Raw genomic sequence first — 17,930 nt, 5'->3', positions numbered from 1 at the left:
CGCTCACGCCTTGAGGGCCAGGTCGTACGCCACGTTGCGCGCGATGCCGAACTCGTCGGCCAGCGCGCGGGCGATGTCCTTGTTGCGGGCGCCCGCCGCCTTCAGCTCGGCGGCGCGCGCAGCGGCGGCCTGCTGCGCGCCCTCGGCCGCAGCCGCACCCTCGGCGGCGTTCGGGCCGTCCACCACGATGACGATCTCGCCCTTCACGCCGCGCCCGCCTGCGCCCGCCCGTTCCGCAAACTCGTCGCGCACCTCGGGCAGCGGCCCGCGCACCACTTCCTCGTGCAGCTTCGTGAGCTCGCGGCACACGGCCGCCTCGCGCTGCGGCAAGGCGGCCGCCAGCGCGGCGAGCGCGGAGGCAAGGCGGTTCGGGCTCTCGTAGAACACGAGCGCCGCATCGAGCGCGCGCAGGCCGTCCAGCAGCGCGGCGCGCTCGGCATCCTTGCGCGGGAAGAAGCCGCCGAAGTAGAAGCGGGGGTTGTCGCAGCCGCTGGCCACGTAGGCCGTGGCGGCAGCCGTGGGGCCCGGCAGCACCTCGACCGACGCGCCCGCCTCCCGGGCCGCGCGCACGAGGCGCAGGCCCGGGTCCGACACGCCCGGCATGCCCGCGTCCGAGCAGTACGCGATGACCTCGCCGTCCAGCACGCGCCGCACGAGCGACGCCGCGCGCTCGCCGATGAGCGCCTCGTCCAAGCGCTCCAGCCGCTTCTCGATGCCGTACGCCGCCAACAGCCGCCCCGTCACGCGCGTGTCCTCGGCGCACACGACGTCGGCCGCGCGCAGCGCCGCCAGCGCGCGCTCGGTCATGTCGCCCAGGTTCCCGAGCGGCGTGGGGCAGATGACCAGCTTCCCGTCCATAGCTGCTCCCCGCCCCCGCTAGCGGTTGCGCCGCATGAGCACGAACGCCGCTATCAGCACCGCCGCCGCCACAACCGCCACGCCCACCACGATGAACGGCAGCGGGCCGTCCCCCGTGCAGGCCAAGCTCCCCATGCATCCCATGCCGTCCGCTCCTTTCCCGCCGCGCCTACCGCGCAGCCGTGCCGCTGTTTGCTCTCATAATCGCACACTTCGGCCCGCGCGCCCAGCACGTGTCCGCCGCCCTGCGGCCACGTCCGCCAAACCATCACGACCACGGGCGCGCGATCGCGCCCCGAACGACGGCGTGCGGCCGATGCCGCCCGCACGTCCCGCTCGCCGCGCGATCGCGCACGCCTGCGCGCCGTCTCGCCCTCCCCAGTTCCCTGCGGCAACAGCCGATACGCCGCACCCCGCTCGCCACAACCCGCTCGCCGGGCCCTGCAACCACGCAAGCGCAGATTCTCCCACCGGTGATCACCGGTTTTCCGCCAGTCAACCGTTCACCGCAGACGGATGCCTCCTGCTCGCAGGCTCCTATACTGAGCGGATTGGCCCGTGCGCGACGGCGCCACCCGATCCCGCCGCGCTCCGAGAACAGGAGACCGCCATGGCACCCTCAGCGAACACCCCGCCCTCCGCATCCCCCCGCCCCTACGACGGCCTCGACCGGCTCTTCATCGCCGGAGCCTGGCGCGACGGCGCAAGCGGCGAGACCGCGCAGGACGTCAACCCCTACAACCAGGAGGTCCTGTCCGCCCACGTGCTGGCGAACCGCGCCGACGTGGACGAGGCCTACACCGCCGCCGAGCGCGCCCAACGCGAGTGGGCCGCGGCCGCTCCGGCCGAGCGCGCCGCCGTGCTGCGCCGCGCCGTGGAGCTCTTCGACGCGCGCCACGATGAGCTCGTGGGCTGGGTGCAGCGCGAGTCGGGCAGCATCCGCGCGAAGGCCGAATTCGAGGTGGGCGCCGCGCGCAATATCACCGAGGAGGCCGCAAGCTTCCCCTATCGCATGCACGGCGAGATATTCCCGTCCGACACGCCGCACAAGGAGAACCGCGTCTACCGCCAACCGCTGGGCGTGGTGGGCGTCATCAGCCCGTGGAACTTCCCCATGAACCTGTCGAACCGCTCGGTTGCCACGGCATTGGCCTGCGGCAACGCCGTGGTGCTCAAGCCCGCCAGCGACACGCCCGTCACCGGCGGCCTGCTGCTCGCCAAGATCTACGAGGAGGCCGGCCTGCCGGAGGGGCTGCTGTCGGTGCTGGCGGGACGCGGAAGCGAGATCGGCGATTACTTCGTGGAGCACCCCGTCCCCAAGCTCATCTCGTTCACCGGATCGACCGACGTGGGGCGCGGCATCGGCGCGAAGACGGCCGGCGGCATGCGCCTCAAGCGCGTGGCGCTGGAGCTGGGCGGCAACTGCCCGCTCGTGGTGCTTGACGACGCCGACCTGGGCCTCGCCGTGGACATCGCCATCATCGGGCGCTTTTTGCACCAGGGGCAGATCTGCATGAGCACGAACCGCATCATCGTGGACGCCTCCCTTGTCGACGAGTTCACCGAGCGCTTCGTCGACCGTGCGCGCAAACTCGTGTGCGGCGACCCGCTCGACCCGGCCACCGATATCGGCCCCATCATCAACCAGTCGCAGCTCGCGGGCCTGATGAAGAAGGTGCAGCGCGCCAAGGACCAGGGCGCCCGCGTGCTGCTGGACGGCGAGCCCGACGGCCTCGTCATGCCGCCCGTCGTGTTCGGCGAGGTGGATCCCAGCTGGGACATCGCCCTGCAGGAAAGCTTCGGCCCGCTGGCCCCCATCATCGCGGCGCACGGCGAGGACGAGGCGCTCCGTTTCGCCAACATGAGCGATTACGGCCTATCGTCCGCCGTCGTCGGCCGCGACGTGGAGCGCGCTGCCGCGTTCGCCCTCAAGATCGACGCCGGCATGACCCACGTGAACGACATGACCGTGGCCGACGAGCAGCACGTGCCCTTCGGCGGCGAGAAGAACTCCGGCCTCGGCCGCTTCAACGGCCGCTGGATCTTGGAGGAGATGACGCGCACCCACTGGACGAGCGTCCAGCACACGCCGCACCCCTACCCGTTCTGATCAATCCCCCGGCCCGGCCACCTTGCAGGGTGACCGGGCTTTTCCTCTATTCCGGACATTATTTCGCCATTGCCGTTGGTTAATCCTAGCACCCCTTTGCATCGCATGCTAAGCTGTATGGACACGCATCTACCCAACGGAATGGCACTTGGACCACTTAACCGACAAAGAGTTCGATCGAGTTTGCACGCACCTGTCCCGTACCTTCGGGCTGAACATGCGATCAAAGCGGGTGCTGCTCGATTGCCGACTTTCGCGCGAGCGAGAGCGTCTTGGGTTTTCCTCGTTCTCGGCATACCTCGACAAGGTGGAGGCGGAGACCGACCCCGAGGCCACCGCGCGCTTCGTGGATCTCGTCACCACCCACTACACCTACTTCCTGCGCGAGCGCAGGCAGTTCGACTTCCTGCGCACCACGGCGTTTCCCGAGCTGGAGCGTTCAAAGCCAAACCGCACCTGGAACATCCTGTGCGCCGGCTGCTCCACCGGCGAAGAGTGCTACACCGCATCCATGATCGTGGAGGATTACCGCCGCGGGCGCGACCTGCCCCCCGTGCGCATCACGGGCATCGACATCTCCAAGGCGGCCATCGAGAAGGCGCGGCGCGCGACGTACCAGTTCGCCCACGTGGAGAAGGTCCCGCCCCGCTGGCTGTCGTCTTATTTCACGAACGACGGCGGCAATTACACCGTGACCGACGCCATCAGGCGCCGCGTGACGTTCGCCCAGGCGAACCTCAACGACCCCGATGCCCTCCAGCGCCGCTACGACCTTATCATGTGCCGCAACGTCATCATCTACTTCGACGGTCGCACGCGGGAGCAGGTGCTCGACAGCCTGTATCGCCACCTTGCCGTTTCAGGCTACCTCATCCTCGGCCACGCGGAGATCATCCGCAGCCGGACCAAGTTCGTCTATCGAAGAGATTCCGTATACCAAAAGCAACCGGAAGCGATCATCCCATGAAGCCATCCTTGAAAAACGCAAGCATCGGCCGCATCCTCATGATGTCCTACGTCAGCATCATCGTGCTGTTCGTCGTCTCCATCTGCGTGGCGGTTTTCGGCGTCCACCAGAACTCGGCGATGACCACCGAGTTCTACGAGCAGCCCTACCGGGTTTCCAAGAGCGCCCTGTCGCTGCGCAGCACCGTCGAGCAGATATCGAACCAACTCAAGCAGTGCCTCGTGACGGAGGACTCCCTTGAAAGGGAGCGGCTGGTCGACACTATCAACCAGCTGGCCATCGAGCGCGAGGCCGAGTACAACGTCATCGCGGCGAACTTCAAGAGCGACGCGAAGGTGCTCGACCAATTCGCCTTGGCAAGCGAAGCCCTTCTTTCTGCACGCGACGAAGTGGTCGACGAGCTGCGCTCAGGCAACACGGAACAGGCCAACACGGTTTACGAGCAGGACTACCTGCCTCAGAAGGACGTCACGCTGGTCCTGGCCGATGGCATCATCGATGCTGCCGAGCAGGATGCGCACGAGTACTCCCAAGAAACCACCTACGTAGAGATCGCAACCTCGATCATCATCATACTGCTCGGCCTTCTCACGATCGGCCTCGTCATCGTTCTCTGGCGCCGCATCACCCGCGCCATCGCCGTGCCGGTGGGCGAGATCGAGGGTATGGCGAAGCGCGTGGCGGAGAGCGACCTCACGGTGCACGTCATCCCGAGCTCCCGCAACGAGCTGGGTGAGCTCGCAGCCTCCATGAACAAGACGGTGGCGGCGCTACGCCTCATGGTGGAGCAGATGAAGGCGACGGCCGACCAGGTGGAGCGCTCGTCGTCGCAGATGTCCGACGGCTCCCAGACGATCGCGCAGGGGTCGGCCGAGCAGGCCATGAACATCGAGGAGCTGGCCACCAGCGTGCAGGACATCACCCAGGTGGTGGAAGAGAACAACGAAAGCGTTCTCATAGCCAACGAGAACACCGCCGACGTGCTGTCCGCCGTCGAGCACAGCAACACCCAGATATCCCAAGCCGTCGAGGTCATCGCCGACATCAAGGTCAGCACCCGCAACATCTCGCAGCTGGCTAACACCATCGAGGACATCTCGTTCCAGACGAACATCCTCGCGCTCAACGCCTCCGTGGAGGCGGCGCGCGCGGGCGAGGCGGGACGCGGGTTCGCCATCGTGGCCGAGGAGATTCGGCGTTTGGCCAACCAGGTGAGCGAGGCATCGCGCGCCGCCGACGAGCTGGCTGCGCGCGCCACTGCGAGCGTGGAGAACGGCAGCGCGCTCATCAGGGTAACCTCCACGAGCATGGAGGGCGCCGTGGCCGCGACCGAGGGCGTCAAGGAGATGATGTCGGCCATCGCGCAGGCGTCCACGCAGCAGCTGGAGGCCGTGTCGCAGATCCAGGAGAGCATGGACAGCCTGTCCGACGTGGTGCAAGAGAACTCGGCAGCTTCGGAGGAGAGCGCCGTCATCGGCGAGGAGCTGGCCGAGCAGGCCCGCAGCCTCAAGCACCTCATCGATCGGTTCGTGCTTGAGAAGCCCGCCGGCGGTTCAGACGGCGGTGCACGGTGACCGGCCAGGCCGTCAAACCCTTGCCGAGCTTTTTCGCAGAACCGGAGCGCGCCGAGTTCCTGAGCCTGCGCGCAGCCAACGCCGCGCTGCGGGAACAGCTGGACACCATGCGCAGCCTGGCCTTTCGCGACCAGCTTACCGGCCTGTTCAGCCGCCACTACCTCACCGACTACCTCGAGGAGAGGATTCGGGAGGACAGCAACGAGACGAACATCGTGCTCGCCCTCTGCGACATCGACGACTTCAAGACCATCAACGACGCGCGCGGCCACCAGTCGGGCGACATCGCCATCGTCTGCATCGCCGACATCCTCGACGATCTGGCCGGCAACCACCCCGTCATCCGCTGGGGCGGCGAGAAGCTGCTCGTCGTGCTGTTCTCGACGCCCGACCACGAGGCGCTGCGCCTGTGCAACCGCATGCGCGAAGAGGTTGCCGCGTACCGTATAGACGACGGGACGGGCGAGTTCTCCTGCACGCTCACGTTCGGCTTGAGCGCTTACGATCCAAGCCTCACGTTCGCCGAGAACTTCGTGCGCGTGGACCGCGCGCTGTATCGCGGCAAGGAAACCGGCAAGAACCGCTGCACGTTCGCGCAGCCCGACACGGCGGGCGAGCAGAGATGAGGCCGGCGAGCAAGGAACTCACGGTGCAGGTCATGCTCAAGCCCAATTGCGGGCTCGAGAATACCCGCGCGTCGCTCGTGATGCGCCGCATCCTGCCGCTGTGCGACAACCTTTCCTGCCATCCGCGCACCGTCAAGAGCGACCGGTCGACCATCGCGTTCCTGCGCGACCACGGGCTGTTCATACGCTTCAGCTCCCCCACCCCCGAGCAGGTGCTGCTGACCATCAAGAGGTCGTTTTTCGTTGACCACTGCTCCCTTGTCGAAGACCCGGACACCATTCCCTCTTACGAGAAGGCGGGGATCGAGGCCGACGCGATGGAGGACTCCGCCTTCGCGCTGCCCTCCACCTTCGCCGACGAAAACGGGCTGGACAGGCGCGGCGACGAGCTGACGAACCTGCTCGCGCGGTTCGAGGAAGTGCACCGCAAGCTGCGCACGCACGCCGAGGGCCAGCCGCAAGACCGCGCGTTGAGCAGCATCGTATTCTCGCACACCCAGGTGGTGGACGAGCTGCGCACCGCGGTGGCACGCTCTCGCATCGAGCCTTTCGACCGCATGGCCCCGTCGCTGCGAACGTTCATCGCCGACTACAGCGGCCGTTTCGGCGTGCTCGCCGACCTCGATATCGTCGACGGCCATATGGCGCTCGACCGGTCGGTGCTGGCGTCGATGGAGGAGATCATCAAGCGCGTCCTGCGGTTCTGCCTGCGCGACGGCATCGAGCAGCCCGAGCACCGTGTGGCGGCGGGCAAACCCGCGCGTGCCCTGCTGCGCCTGCGCCTGGAAAGCGACGGCTCGGAAGTGGTGTGCCGGATAGAGCACGACGGGAAGCCGTTCGATTCCCGCGGCATCGCCCGGCAGGCGGTGAAGCGCGGGCTGCTGACGCGGCCGCTCGAAACCTACACCGAGGAGGAGATGGGCGCCCTCCTGCTGCTGCCCGGCTTCGTCGCTGCGGCGGAAGGCCCTGTTTCAAGCTTGTTTTCCCAGTTCAACGAGATAGGATCTCTCCTGCAGCACGTGGGCGGGCGCGGCGAGGTGCGCAATACCGACCACGGCACGCTGGAGATAGCGCTCCACTTCCCCGTGCCGTTCACCATCATGGAGGCGGCGCTCGTGCGCACCGGCGCGATGCGCTTCGCGCTGCCCGCCCAGCAGATAGGGCGCTTCGAAGCGTATCGCCCCGAGCGGATCGAGCGGGGCGAGAAGGCCGCGCAGGAAGGCCCCTCGGGAAGCCGTCCGCCAGCACGCCCCTCCTTTTACACGGGCGAGGACGGCAAGCGCACGGAGTTGTTGAACGGGCCGGATTCGGGCTCGCCGCTCGAGGCGGAGAATCCTGTGTTCGCCCTGTTCCTGGAAGCGTTGGGAGAGCAGCGCTGCCTTGCCGTGGACGCTGTGAACGGCTACGAGAACATCTCCGTGAGCCAACTGCCCCCGCTGCTCGACCACGGCCCCCTGCCCAAGGCGGGTTGCTTCGGCTACGCCCTCCTCAAGGACGGCGCGCCCTGCGCCGTGGTGAGCATCCGCCATCTGCTGAACGCGATTCTGAAGAAGGAGGGCTCCCATGCGCGTGCGTGACCAGCGGCTACGGTGGATAGAGAAGCTTATCAGCGGAAACCAGCAGGATGTCCACCGCTCGAACGCGCTCGTCATTCCCTCGGAGAGCGGAAACATGGCCATCGCGTTCACCTCTATCGAAGAGGTGGTGTCGGCCGGCGAGATGAGGTCTCTGGCCTTCCTTCCCCCCGAGTTCAGCGGCGTTCTGCCGCGCAGCTACGAGCTTGTGCCCGTGCTCGATGCCGAAACGCCCGGCGATGGGGAATCGTCCCACATCGTGATCGTGCGGAGCGGCGACAACCTGCTGGGGCTGCGGTTCGTCGGCACGCCGTACGTGGTGAACCTTGACGAGACGAAGCACGCACCGCTCAAGACGCGCTGCCCGCAAGGCTTCGACCATGAGACCCTGCCGGTGCTCGACGTGGACGCCATCGTAGATATGCTGCTCGCCGCCGGCCGTTAGCGTCGGCGCGGCGGCTGTTGCAGGTCGGCCGAAACCACGGCGCTACCGCCGCCCACTGCTCTTTCCGGCTGCCTCGTTCACGGCCTTCGCGAATGCGTCCGGGTGCTCGTAGTGGATGTCGTGGCCCGACTCGATGACGGTCGTCTCGCAGCACGCGATGAGCTGCTGCACGCGCGCGGCGTCTTCGTCCGAGTTGGCGGCGAACAGGGTGCCGTCCTCGCCGTAGCTGGTCTGCGCCTTCAGGTAGACGGTCGGGCATGTTATGCGGGAGAGCAGGTCGGCCTGGTCGACGCCGTCGAACCACGTGCCGTCGTAGAACGTCTCGCCGAACCGCACGTCGAAGTCGTCGTAGTAGTAAAGGCCGCGCACCCAGTCGTGCGGTACCCAGGCCAGCGTGAGGTGGGCGTCGGGAGCGGCCGCACGCTCGGCCGCCGTCCACGCAGCGATTTTCGGCTGCAAGCCGCCGAACAGGCCGAACAGGTAGCTGTGCTGCGCGTAGTATACGGCTGGATCGACCGCGTCTTCCTGGTTGAGGTACGCATGGATAACTTCGAAGGCGTCCTTCCACACGAAGCAGCCCGGAGGCGCCTGCATTTCCTCGGGCGTCACGCGGAAGAAGGGCGGGTCCTCCAGCACGCAAGCCGTCACGTGCTCGACATCGTTGGCGGCGAGCCACGCGGCCACGATGCCGCCCGACGAGTGTCCCGAAACGAGGTACGCGCCGCCCACCTCCTGCGCGGCGAAGGCCTTGACCGCCTGCCCGATGGCCTCGCACGAATAGAGTGCGGGGTCGTGGCTGGACTCGCCGTGCCCGAAGCAGTCGACGGCGAACACGTGGTAGCGTTTTGCCAGGTCGGGAAGCACGCGCGCGTAGTCCTCCCACTGCATGCCCTGACCGTGCACGAGCACGAGCGCCGGGCCGTTGTCGGGGCCCTCGGCGTAGTTGAGGGTCGCATCGCCGGCAATGGCGATGCTCACCTGCACCTGCTTCTCCTCGAAGCCGGCGGCATGGGCTCGCGCCAGGTCGCGCTCCTCGCCGTGGCGGTTGTTGTCCACGTACACGGCGAGCGCGATGCCCGCCGCCAGCGCCAGCGCCGCGATGGCAATGCCTGCGATCATACCTGCCTTCTTCCCAACGCGCGCCATGGCGCCCCTCCCCCTCCCCCGCCGTCTGCGAGGCGACGGGTATTATCGGTCGATCATGCTGCGAAGCTTCGACACGCGGTCCATGAACTCGTCTGCCTTCAAGATGGCGAGGCCCTGCTCCTCGTCACCAAGCACGAGCAGTGCGTCGCCGGCCTCGATACCGAACAGCTCGCGCGCCTGCTTCGGGATGACGATCTGCCCGCGCTCCCCCACCGTGACGGTGCCGAACAAGTGCTTGCCGCGCGGCGGCATAGGCAGCATCGTGCCCTGCGGGTCGTAGCCCACGAGCGCGTCGAGCGACACGTCGAGCGCCTCGGCCAGCGCACCGGCGTTTGCGAGGTCGGGCACGGAGTCGCCCGCCTCCCATTTAGCCACCGTCTGCCGAGCCACGGCCAGCGCCGCGGCCAGTTGCTCCTGCGTGAGGCCGATTGCCCTGCGCCTGCTCTGAATGTTCGAACCAATCATGCTTCTCATACTCCTCGCCCTTCATGGTAAGCCGTCGAACAGCCCTGATCTACCAATCGATGATGACAGATCGCGCGCTGTTTGTCGCGAAAGGGTTGCAAGGGCAGAGCCTCCTCCTACCGTCCTCCTCCTCTTCCCGTCCTCCTCCTCTTCCCGCCCTCCTCCCCGAAGGCATTTTTCCATCCGGTGTATATATGATTGGCAACGTCATGGACAAAAAGGGCGGGTAATCATTAGATTTCAGGTGAAAATCAGCCTGCTGGGAATTCACGTTTTGCGTAATCCCTGATAGAGTCACATTATTCTTTATTTGGAATAAAGAAAACTCAAGCATTTTGTCCACGGCTCCGCGCATCCGCCGCCGGCACCATCATGAGCAGAGCGCGAAGCCGAAGGACCCCGCGCGGCGATAGCAGAAAACGCTGCGGCCGGCGCCGGGCAGAGGATACCTCGACCCGCCGCGCTCGCCCAGGTTGGCAACCTGCTCGCGCCCTCACAGGAAGCGCACGTCCGCGGGCTCCTTCGGGGCGGTGCGGCGATAGTTCACGGCGGAATGCCCCACAACGAGCGCGGTGACCGCCTTCTGGCCGCGCGCGAGGCCGAGCTCGCGGCGCAGTGCGGGCGAGAGCCGCGCCGCCATCGCGAAGAACCCGCTGTAGAGCACACCCAGCCCGTGCGCCTGGGCCGCGAGCTCCATGTTGGAGGCGGCGAGCGCACCGTTCACCTGGTCTTTCGCCACCACCACGACGACGGCCGGCGCACCTTTGAAGAAGAAGCGGTCGTCGATCTCGGTGCGGCGGGCCGTCGCGTCCACGAGGCGCGCGAAGGGCAGGACGCGCCGGAACAGGCGCACCGCCAGCTCCTCGCAGCGCTCGAGGCGCTCGCACAGCACGATGAAGGAGACATCCTGGGCGTTGCCGCCCGTGGGCGTGAGGCGGCCGGCCTCCACGATATCGGCCAGCGCCTCGTCGGCCACGGGCCGGTCGGCGAAGCGCCGCATGCTGCGGCGGGCGCCGAGGGCGGCGAGCAGGCGGGCGGGCTCGAGCGCCTCCGCGCCGTCGAGCGGGCGCGGCTCCTCGTCGAAGCCGCTGATGGTAACCGCGTTCGTCGGGCAGACGGCCACGCAGTGCGCGCACATGATGCACCCCTGCGTGAGCGGCGCGGCCTTCCCATCCGCCACGACCAGGTTGGCGGCCGGGCAGTCGTCGACGCACCGGCCGCAGCCGATGCAGCGTGCAGGGTCTATCGCTATCTCGTGATGGAAACGCATGGAACTCCCCTCCTCGGCACGGGCGGTTATGCCCTCGCGCCCTCCTTCAGGTAGTAGCGGCGGCGTCCCTTCGACTTCTCGCCGTACTCGATGGCCTCCGCCGGGCAGCCGCCGATACAGGCCATGCAATGCGTGCACGTGCCCTTCCACACGGGCCGGCCCCCTTCGAGCGCGATGTTGTTCAGCGGGCAGCGCGCGGCGCACAGGCCGCACGACGTGCACGCGTCCGTCGCGACGAACGCCTTGTCGTGCACGAGCGCAGGATAGAACGCCGCGTTCACCGGGCCGCTGCGGAAGCGGTCCTTCGCGGTCGGGCGAGCCTCCGGCAGCGGCTCCCCCGCTGCGATGCGCGCGGCGAGCCCTTCCAACTGGGAGCGTGCGGCGTCGAGCAGGCGCTTGCAGGTCTCCTCGTCGGGGACGTCGTAGAGCGCCACGTAGTTCTCCGGCATCACCACCTCGGCCAGGCCGCGGTAGCGCAGGCCCTTGTCGCGGCAGAGCGCCCGCGCGTGCTTGGCAGCGTTGCCCACGCTTCCGCCGCAGGTCAGAACGAAGTAGACATCGCGAGAGCCCTCGAGGCGCGCGTCGCGCAGCCATGCGTCCACCACGCGCGGCAGGCGCCAGGCGTAGGTGGGCGCCACCACCACGAACGGGCGCTCCGAGCGCAGCGCGGGCACGGAACCCTGCCGCAAAGCGTCGTTGACGGACACGATGTCGCCGTCGCCGAGGTGTTCCGCGAGCTGCCGGGCCGCCCATCGGCTGTTGCCCGTGCCGCTGAAATACAGGATCATGGCGTGCTCCTTCTTAGTCCGGCCCCCTGCACTGCGCCTCCTCAAAGCTCCGTCGTCGCCCGAAAAACACGGTTCTCGCTTCAAAACCGTGCTTTACGGGCGACAAGGCGCATCGGGAAGAGCCGTTGCCCTTTGTTGTTTTATGTGATACATTTTGTATCAGGTTGTGCACCGCCGTCAACCGCGAACGCGGGACAATACGGGAGGATCTGTCTCATGGACAAGCGCAAGGTCGCTAACCAGCAGGTGAAGGATCGGCTTCTGGCGGCGCTCGTGGAGTTCGCCGGCCGCAAGGACTGGTCGAAGGTGACCGTCACCGAGCTCGTGGAAGCCGCTGGCGTCGCGCGCGCGTCGTTCTACCGCAACTTCGCCTCGGTGGAGGAGCTCGTGGACTACGGCATCCGCCAGGTCACCGAGCGCTACCACGCAGGAAAGCCAGAGGGCCGCGAGGGCTTCCGCGACCGCGCGCTCGTGGAGTACAAGTTCCGCTTCTACCAGGAGAACGCACCGCTCGTGCTGGCTTTCCACCGCGCGAAGGCCGCCACGTCGCTGCTCGACCTCATCACCGACTGCGAGATAGCCTGCTGGGGCGACATGCCCTTAAGCTCGCCCGACCGCTACGAGGTGTACTTCTACGCCGGCGCGTTCTACAACGTGCTGCTCTGCTGGCTGGAGAGCGGCACGCGGGAATCGCCCGAGGCCATGGCCGACGCGTTCATGAGGCTAGCTGATGGGGTTGCCGGCGACTGACGGATCTCCGATCATGACGAGGATGTCGTAATCCATGCTCCAGCCGCCGCTCCAAGCATCTTCGTAACAATAGGGGTCGAAGGGCGGAAGCGAGTCGAACAACGACGCGACCTCGTCCACTTCTGCGCGATGCTCCTCATGATGGTACGAAACCCTGCTTTGAGGGTGATTCCACTGCGTCGCGTTGTCCGTGGTCACGTTCTTGAAACCGAGCGCGCGAACCTTCTCGGCCGCCTCCTGGGCGGCCCCTTCGATGCCGCAGCCGTTCAGCACGAGCACGGTGATCTCGTCTTTTCCCTGGCGGAGCGGGGCCTGGGCAGGCGCGGGCTCCTTGAAGTCGGGATGCAGCTCGGCCGCCGCCTGCCAGTCCTGATCCGCCTCCTGGGCCGCAGGCTCCTTCGCCGCACATCCGAAAAGCGCCGCGCACAGGCATGCACATGCCGCCATGGCCGCCAACGCTTTGATCCTCTGCATACGCGCCGCCTTCCTCGCGAAGCCTTTCTCCCGAGTATACAGGATTGGATGCATGAAGCCCCCCCCCCCGAATTCGGCGAACGGGCCGCCGCGTTTCGGCGGAGGCCCGTCGGTGTTACGCTTTCTCGGTCTCGATCTCCAGCTCGCCGGCGTCCTCTTGGGTTGCATGCGGGCGGGCCGCGTCCACGAACCGGTCGCGCGCCTCCTTCGCCTCGGCCTCCTTCTCGGCCAGGTTCGCCTTCGCCACGCTGATCATCAGCTTGATGCGGTTGAGCTGGTTCACCTCCGAGGCACCCGGATCGTAGTCAACGGCCACGATGTTGCTCTCGGGGTAGCGGCGGCGCAGCTCCTTGATGACGGCCTTGCCCACCACGTGGTTCGGCAGGCACGCGAACGGCTGCGTGCACACCACGTTCGGCGCGCCTGTGCGCACAAGCTCCACCATCTCGGCCGTGAGCAGCCAGCCCTCGCCCATCGAGTTGCACAGCGACAGGATCTCGCTCGCGTACCCGGCCAGCTCGTAGATGTCGGCCGGCGGCTCGAAGCGGCTCGAGGCCGTCAGCGCCTTCGTGACGGGGGCGCGCAGCTTCCCGATAGCCCAGATTCCAATACGGCTGCCCACCGCGCCCTTCGCCGAACGCCCGAGCGGGTCTTTCTGGAAGATGCCGCCCGCAATGCCGAACAGGAAGAACTCCGCAAGCCCGGGCACCACGGCCTCGCAGCCCTCGCGCTCGATGACGTCCACGATCTGGTTGTTCGCCGTGGGATGGAACTTCACCAGGATCTCGCCCACCACGCCCACGCGCGGCTTCGTGCCCTCGCCGACCAGCGGCAACGTGTCGAAGTCCTCCACGATGCGGCGCACCGTGTCCTTGAACTCGCGGCGCTTGAGCCCGCGCATGAGCTGGTCCTGGCACGCGCCCATCCAGTGGTCGAACAGGCGGTTCGCGCTGCCCGGCTCCGCCTCGTAGGGACGCGTACGGTACAGCGCCATCATGAGCAGGTCGCCGTAGAAGATGGAGTACGCGGCCTGCAGGAGCATGCTCGGCGTCACCTTGAAGCCCGGGTTGCTCTCGCCGAGGTCCTTGAACGACAGCGCGATCACGGGGATATGCGGCAGGCCCACGGCCGCGAGCGCCTTGCGGATGAGCGAGATGTAGTTGGTGGCGCGGCAGCCGCCGCCCGTCTGCGTGATGATGACGGCCAGCTTGTCGGTGTCGTAACGGCCGCTCATCACGGCCTCCATAATCTGGCCCGTGACCAGGATGGACGGGTAGCAGATGTCGTTGTTCACGTACTTGAGGCCCGCATCCACCGCGCCGTGGTCCACCGACGGCAGAAGCTCCAGGTTGTAGCCGTTGCGGTGGAAGACCTTCACCAGCAGCTCGAAGTGGATGGGCGCCATCTGCGGGCACAGGATGGTGTAGCCGGCCTCCTTCATCTCCTCGGTGAACACCGCGCGCGGGAACTCGGTGGTGGCGCCCTCGCGCTGCTTGAAGCGCTCGATGACCTCGGGCGCCGCCTTCTGGGTGAACGTCTCGGGCGTGGCGGCGAGCTTCTCGGGGTCGAAGCTCGCGGCCGGGCAGCCGCGCGGCATGCGCTCGGCGTCGGCCTGCTCGTCGGCCTGGTCCTTGAGCGCCGCCAAGAGCGAGCGCACGCGGATGCGCGCCGCGCCCAGGTTGGACACCTCGTCGATCTTGAGCACGGTGTACACCTTGCCCGCGCGCTCGAGGATCTCCTGCACCTGGTCGGTGGTGAGCGCGTCGAGGCCGCAGCCGAAGCTGTTCAGCTGCACGAGGTCGAGGTCGCGCCGCTCGGTGGCCACCTTCGCCGCCGCGTACAGACGCGTATGGTACATCCACTGGTCCACGAGGCGGATGGGGCGCTCGAGCGTGCCGAGGTGCGCGATGGAGTCCTCGGTGAGCACCGCCAGTCCGAAGCTGGTCAGAAGCTCGGGAATGGCGTGGTTGATCTCCGGGTCGTTGTGGTAGGGGCGGCCGGCCAGCACGATACCGTGCGTGCCCGTGGCCTCCATCCAGGCGAGCGTCTCCTCGCCCTTCGCGCGGATGTCGCGCTTGAACGCCTCGTCCTCGGCCCACGCCGCGTCCACGGCGGCGTCGATTTCGGCCTGCGTGGGCGCGCCCGCCTTGCCCATGAGCTCGGGATGCGCCTCCACCAGCTCCACGAACAGACGCTTCTTGAGGTGCTCCTTCTGGTCGTAGGGCAGCCACGGCGTGAGCAGCTGCACGTCGGAGGTGCGCAGCTCGTCGATGTTGAGGCGCAGCGCCTCGGGGTAGCTGGCCACGATGGGGCAGTTGAAGTGGTTGCCCGCGCCCTCGTCCTCCTGGCGCTCCCACTTGCTGCACGGGAACCAGATGAAGTCGGGATGCTTGTCCAGCAGGTTCATGATGTGGCCGTGCGAGAGCTTCGCCGGATAGCACACGCTCTCGGACGGCATGGACTCGATGCCCGCCTCGTACGTCTTCTTCGTGGACGGGTCGGACAGCACCACGCGGAAGCCGAGGTTCGTGAAGAACGTGAACCAGAACGGGTAGTTCTCGTACTGGTTGAGCGCGCGCGGGATGCCCACGCTGCCGCGCGGGGCGGCGCTGGGCGCAAGCGGCTCGTAGCCGAACAGGCGCTGGCTCTTGTACTCGTAGAGGTTCGGCACCGCGGCCTTGCTCTCGTCGAACGTGCCCGCGCCCTTCTCGCAGCGGTTTCCCGTGATGAAGCGACGGTGTTTGCCCGTGGCCTCGTCCACGCCGAAGTCGTTGACGGTGAGCAGGCAGTGGTTCTCGCACGCCTTGCAGCGCACGGTCTTGTGCGTTGGGGAGAGGGCCGCCAGCTGCTCGAGGGAGAGGAGGGTTGACCTGATCGGGACTGATGTGTCCAGCTCCTCGCTGTCGGAGCTCCACGCGGCGCCGGCCTCGGCCCTGCGGGCCTCGAGCGCCACGGTCGCATGGTAGCGGTCGCGCGCCAAGAGGGCTGCGCCGAACGCGCCCATGTTGCCGGCGATGTCGGGGCGCACGGCGTTGACCTCGGACAGCTGCTCGAACGCGCGCAGCACGGCGTCGTTCAGGAACGTGCCGCCCTGCACGATGACCTTCGTTCCCACGTCGTGCGGGTCGCGGATCTTGATGACCTTGAACAGCGCGTTCTTGATGACGGAGATGGCCAGGCCCGCGGCGATGTCGCCCACGGTGGCGCCTTCCTTCTGCGCCTGCTTCACGCGGCTGTTCATGAACACGGTGCAGCGGCTTCCCAGGTCGACGGGGCGCTCGGCGCTCACGGCCGTCTGCGCGAACTCGGCCACGTCGAGCTTGAGCCCCGTGGCGAAGCTCTCGATGAAGCTGCCGCAGCCCGAGCTGCACGCCTCGTTGAGCATGATGTGGTCGATCACGCCGTCCTTCACGCGCAGGCACTTCATGTCCTGGCCGCCGATGTCCAGGATGAACTCCACGCCCGGCAGCATCTCCTGCGCGCCGCGCAGGTGGGCCACCGTCTCGATCTCGCCGGAGTCCACGCGCAGCGCCTCAAGCAGCAGGTGCTCGCCGTAACCCGTCACCGTGGCGTGGCCGATGCGCACGAGCGGCTCGCCGGTGTCGGCGTTCACCGGCATGGCGTTGTACAGGTTCGTGAGCGCCGTGCGGGCGCAGCCCAGCACGTCGCCCTTGTTGCTGGCATAGTGCGACCACAGAAGCGCGCCGTCCTCGCCGATGAGCGCCGCCTTGAACGTGGTGGAGCCGGCGTCGATGCCCAGGTAGGCCGTGCCCTCGTAGTCCATGAGCTCGCCGCGGCGCACGCGTTCGCCGTCGTGGCGGGCTTTGAACTGCGCGAGCTCGTCCTCGTTGGCGAACAACGGGGGCAGGCGCACCACCTCGGAGCCCTGGATGTCGCCGAGGTTCTTCAGGCGCTCGAGCACGTCGCCCAGGAGCTCGGCGCGCGTCGTCTCGCTGGCCGCGCCCGCGATGGCGCAGCCGCTGGCCACGAACAGATGGGCGTTGTCGGGCACGATGATGTGCTCGTCGTCCAGCTCGAGCGTCTCGTAGAAGCGCTTGCGCAGCTCGGGGAGGTACTGCAAGGGGCCGCCGAGGAACGCCACGTGGCCGCGGATGGGGCGGCCGCACGCCAGGCCGCTGATGGTCTGCGTCACTACTGATTGGAAGATGGACGCCGCGATGTCCTCCTTGCGCGCGCCCTCGTTGATGAGGGGCTGCACGTCGGTCTTCGCGAACACGCCGCAGCGGCTGGCGATGGGATAGAGCGTGGTCGCGCCCTGCGCCAGCACGTTCAGGCCGCCTGCATCGGTGTTCAGGAGCGCGGCCATCTGGTCGATGAACGCGCCCGTGCCGCCGGCGCACGTGCCGTTCATGCGCTGCTCGATACCCTGGTCGAAGTAGATGATCTTCGCGTCCTCGCCGCCCAGCTCGATGGCCACGTCGGTTGCGGGGATGAAGGTCTCGACCGCCGTCTTGCTGGCGATGACCTCCTGCACGAACTCGATGCCCAGCCACTGGGCGAGAAGCAAGCCGCCCGAGCCCGTGATGGCGATGGTCATGCGCTTGTCGCCGAAGTCGGCCGCGGCCTCCGAGAGCACCTCCACGATGGTGGCGCGCACGTCGGCATGGTGGCGGCGGTAGACGGAGAACTTCACGTCGTTCGCCATGTCGAGGATGGCCAGCTTGACCGTGGTGGAGCCCACGTCGATGCCGATATGCAGGGGGGCCGGCTCCGCAGCCGGTCCGCCTTCAGCGCCGACGCCGCCTGCCGGCCCCTGGCCGGCTTCCGCCCGGGCCTCCGCGCACCCTGCCTGCTTCTCGTTGGTGTTCATGGACTCGTTCGCCATGACGCTCTCCTTCGTAGGTTCCTTCATAGAGTCCGCC

At 67.4% G+C, this 17,930-nt stretch carries 15 protein-coding genes; 7 read left to right on the top strand and 8 right to left on the bottom strand.

Annotated elements, in window-relative coordinates:
• Positions 1-3: 3 nt before the first annotated feature.
• Together rsmI and C1877_RS15935 are read right to left on the bottom strand one after the other, a co-directional pair.
• On the bottom strand, positions 4-858 hold the full coding sequence (gene rsmI, locus C1877_RS08970) for a 16S rRNA (cytidine(1402)-2'-O)-methyltransferase (protein WP_114568984.1): 855 nt from the start codon (positions 856-858) through the stop codon (positions 4-6).
• A gap of 18 nt (positions 859-876) precedes the next feature.
• Positions 877-1,002, bottom strand: a complete 126-nt coding sequence (locus tag C1877_RS15935) for a hypothetical protein (RefSeq protein ID WP_015539015.1) — start codon at positions 1,000-1,002, stop codon at positions 877-879.
• A gap of 466 nt (positions 1,003-1,468) precedes the next feature.
• Here C1877_RS15935 and C1877_RS08965 point away from each other — a divergent pair, with 466 nt between their 5' ends.
• From C1877_RS08965 to C1877_RS08940, 6 genes are all read left to right on the top strand, one after another.
• On the top strand, positions 1,469-2,968 hold the full coding sequence (locus C1877_RS08965; RefSeq protein ID WP_114568983.1) for an aldehyde dehydrogenase family protein: 1,500 nt from the start codon (positions 1,469-1,471) through the stop codon (positions 2,966-2,968).
• A 148-nt stretch (positions 2,969-3,116) separates the two neighbouring features.
• Complete coding sequence (locus C1877_RS08960) at positions 3,117-3,935, top strand: CheR family methyltransferase (protein ID WP_041239041.1); 819 nt, start codon at positions 3,117-3,119, stop codon at positions 3,933-3,935.
• An 8-nt stretch (positions 3,936-3,943) separates the two neighbouring features.
• Positions 3,944-5,509, top strand: a complete 1,566-nt coding sequence (locus C1877_RS08955) for a methyl-accepting chemotaxis protein (protein WP_231847560.1) — start codon at positions 3,944-3,946, stop codon at positions 5,507-5,509.
• A gap of 20 nt (positions 5,510-5,529) precedes the next feature.
• Positions 5,530-6,135, top strand: a complete 606-nt coding sequence (locus C1877_RS08950; protein ID WP_244909838.1) for a GGDEF domain-containing protein — start codon at positions 5,530-5,532, stop codon at positions 6,133-6,135.
• Between the two features lie 32 nt (positions 6,136-6,167).
• Positions 6,168-7,712 (top strand): chemotaxis protein CheA, encoded by a 1,545-nt coding sequence (locus C1877_RS08945; RefSeq protein WP_244909845.1) that lies wholly within the window; start codon positions 6,168-6,170, stop codon positions 7,710-7,712.
• Positions 7,699-8,154, top strand: coding sequence for a hypothetical protein (locus tag C1877_RS08940; RefSeq protein ID WP_015539018.1), 456 nt, complete (start codon positions 7,699-7,701; stop codon positions 8,152-8,154). Before C1877_RS08945 ends, C1877_RS08940 begins: the two co-directional genes overlap by 14 nt.
• Before the next feature lie 42 nt (positions 8,155-8,196).
• Here C1877_RS08940 and C1877_RS08935 read toward each other — a convergent pair whose 3' ends face one another.
• The 4 genes from C1877_RS08935 to C1877_RS08920 all read right to left on the bottom strand — a co-directional run bounded on the left by C1877_RS08935 (position 8,197) and on the right by C1877_RS08920 (position 11,823).
• Positions 8,197-9,273 (bottom strand): alpha/beta fold hydrolase, encoded by a 1,077-nt coding sequence (locus tag C1877_RS08935; protein ID WP_041239043.1) that lies wholly within the window; start codon positions 9,271-9,273, stop codon positions 8,197-8,199.
• Between the two features lie 69 nt (positions 9,274-9,342).
• A complete protein-coding gene (locus C1877_RS08930; protein WP_015539020.1) occupies positions 9,343-9,765 on the bottom strand; it encodes a helix-turn-helix domain-containing protein in 423 nt (140 codons plus the stop codon).
• Positions 9,766-10,258: 493 nt separating this feature from the next.
• Positions 10,259-11,035, bottom strand: a complete 777-nt coding sequence (locus tag C1877_RS08925; RefSeq protein ID WP_114568981.1) for a nitroreductase family protein — start codon at positions 11,033-11,035, stop codon at positions 10,259-10,261.
• 26 nt (positions 11,036-11,061) lie between these two features.
• Positions 11,062-11,823 (bottom strand): EFR1 family ferrodoxin, encoded by a 762-nt coding sequence (locus C1877_RS08920; protein WP_015539021.1) that lies wholly within the window; start codon positions 11,821-11,823, stop codon positions 11,062-11,064.
• 216 nt (positions 11,824-12,039) lie between these two features.
• On the opposite strand from C1877_RS08920, the gene C1877_RS08915 reads away from it, so the two are divergent.
• Positions 12,040-12,573, top strand: coding sequence for a TetR/AcrR family transcriptional regulator (locus tag C1877_RS08915; protein ID WP_015539022.1), 534 nt, complete (start codon positions 12,040-12,042; stop codon positions 12,571-12,573).
• On the opposite strand, the gene C1877_RS08910 is transcribed toward C1877_RS08915, so the two are convergent.
• The gene (locus tag C1877_RS08910; RefSeq protein WP_015539023.1) at positions 12,547-13,047 is read right to left on the bottom strand and encodes a LytR C-terminal domain-containing protein; all 501 of its coding nucleotides are present in this window, start codon (positions 13,045-13,047) and stop codon (positions 12,547-12,549) included. The genes C1877_RS08915 and C1877_RS08910 overlap by 27 nt on opposite strands.
• A 115-nt stretch (positions 13,048-13,162) precedes the next feature.
• Complete coding sequence (locus C1877_RS08905; protein ID WP_244909837.1) at positions 13,163-17,920, bottom strand: 2-hydroxyacyl-CoA dehydratase; 4,758 nt, start codon at positions 17,918-17,920, stop codon at positions 13,163-13,165.
• Between the last annotated feature and the right edge of the window lie 10 nt (positions 17,921-17,930).

The organism is Gordonibacter pamelaeae (assembly GCF_003340385.1).
Classification (GTDB): domain Bacteria; phylum Actinomycetota; class Coriobacteriia; order Coriobacteriales; family Eggerthellaceae; genus Gordonibacter; species Gordonibacter pamelaeae.
Note: the sequence above shows the minus strand (reverse complement) of the source record. Positions and strands in the feature narration are given on the sequence as shown.

Bases quoted from the DNA above. Each gene is read 5' to 3' on its own strand.
- rsmI (WP_114568984.1), bottom strand. From the start codon at position 858: ATGGACGGGAAGCTGGTCATCTGCCCCACGCCGCTCGGGAACCTGGGC.
- C1877_RS15935 (WP_015539015.1), bottom strand. From the start codon at position 1,002: ATGGGATGCATGGGGAGCTTGGCCTGCACGGGGGACGGCCCGCTGCCG.
- C1877_RS08965 (WP_114568983.1), top strand. From the start codon at position 1,469: ATGGCACCCTCAGCGAACACCCCGCCCTCCGCATCCCCCCGCCCCTAC.
- C1877_RS08945 (WP_244909845.1), top strand. From the start codon at position 6,168: ATGCTCAAGCCCAATTGCGGGCTCGAGAATACCCGCGCGTCGCTCGTG.
- C1877_RS08940 (WP_015539018.1), top strand. From the start codon at position 7,699: ATGCGCGTGCGTGACCAGCGGCTACGGTGGATAGAGAAGCTTATCAGC.
- C1877_RS08935 (WP_041239043.1), bottom strand. From the start codon at position 9,273: ATGATCGCAGGCATTGCCATCGCGGCGCTGGCGCTGGCGGCGGGCATC.
- C1877_RS08930 (WP_015539020.1), bottom strand. From the start codon at position 9,765: ATGATTGGTTCGAACATTCAGAGCAGGCGCAGGGCAATCGGCCTCACG.
- C1877_RS08925 (WP_114568981.1), bottom strand. From the start codon at position 11,035: ATGCGTTTCCATCACGAGATAGCGATAGACCCTGCACGCTGCATCGGC.
- C1877_RS08920 (WP_015539021.1), bottom strand. From the start codon at position 11,823: ATGATCCTGTATTTCAGCGGCACGGGCAACAGCCGATGGGCGGCCCGG.
- C1877_RS08915 (WP_015539022.1), top strand. From the start codon at position 12,040: ATGGACAAGCGCAAGGTCGCTAACCAGCAGGTGAAGGATCGGCTTCTG.
- C1877_RS08910 (WP_015539023.1), bottom strand. From the start codon at position 13,047: ATGCAGAGGATCAAAGCGTTGGCGGCCATGGCGGCATGTGCATGCCTG.
- C1877_RS08905 (WP_244909837.1), bottom strand. From the start codon at position 17,920: ATGAAGGAACCTACGAAGGAGAGCGTCATGGCGAACGAGTCCATGAAC.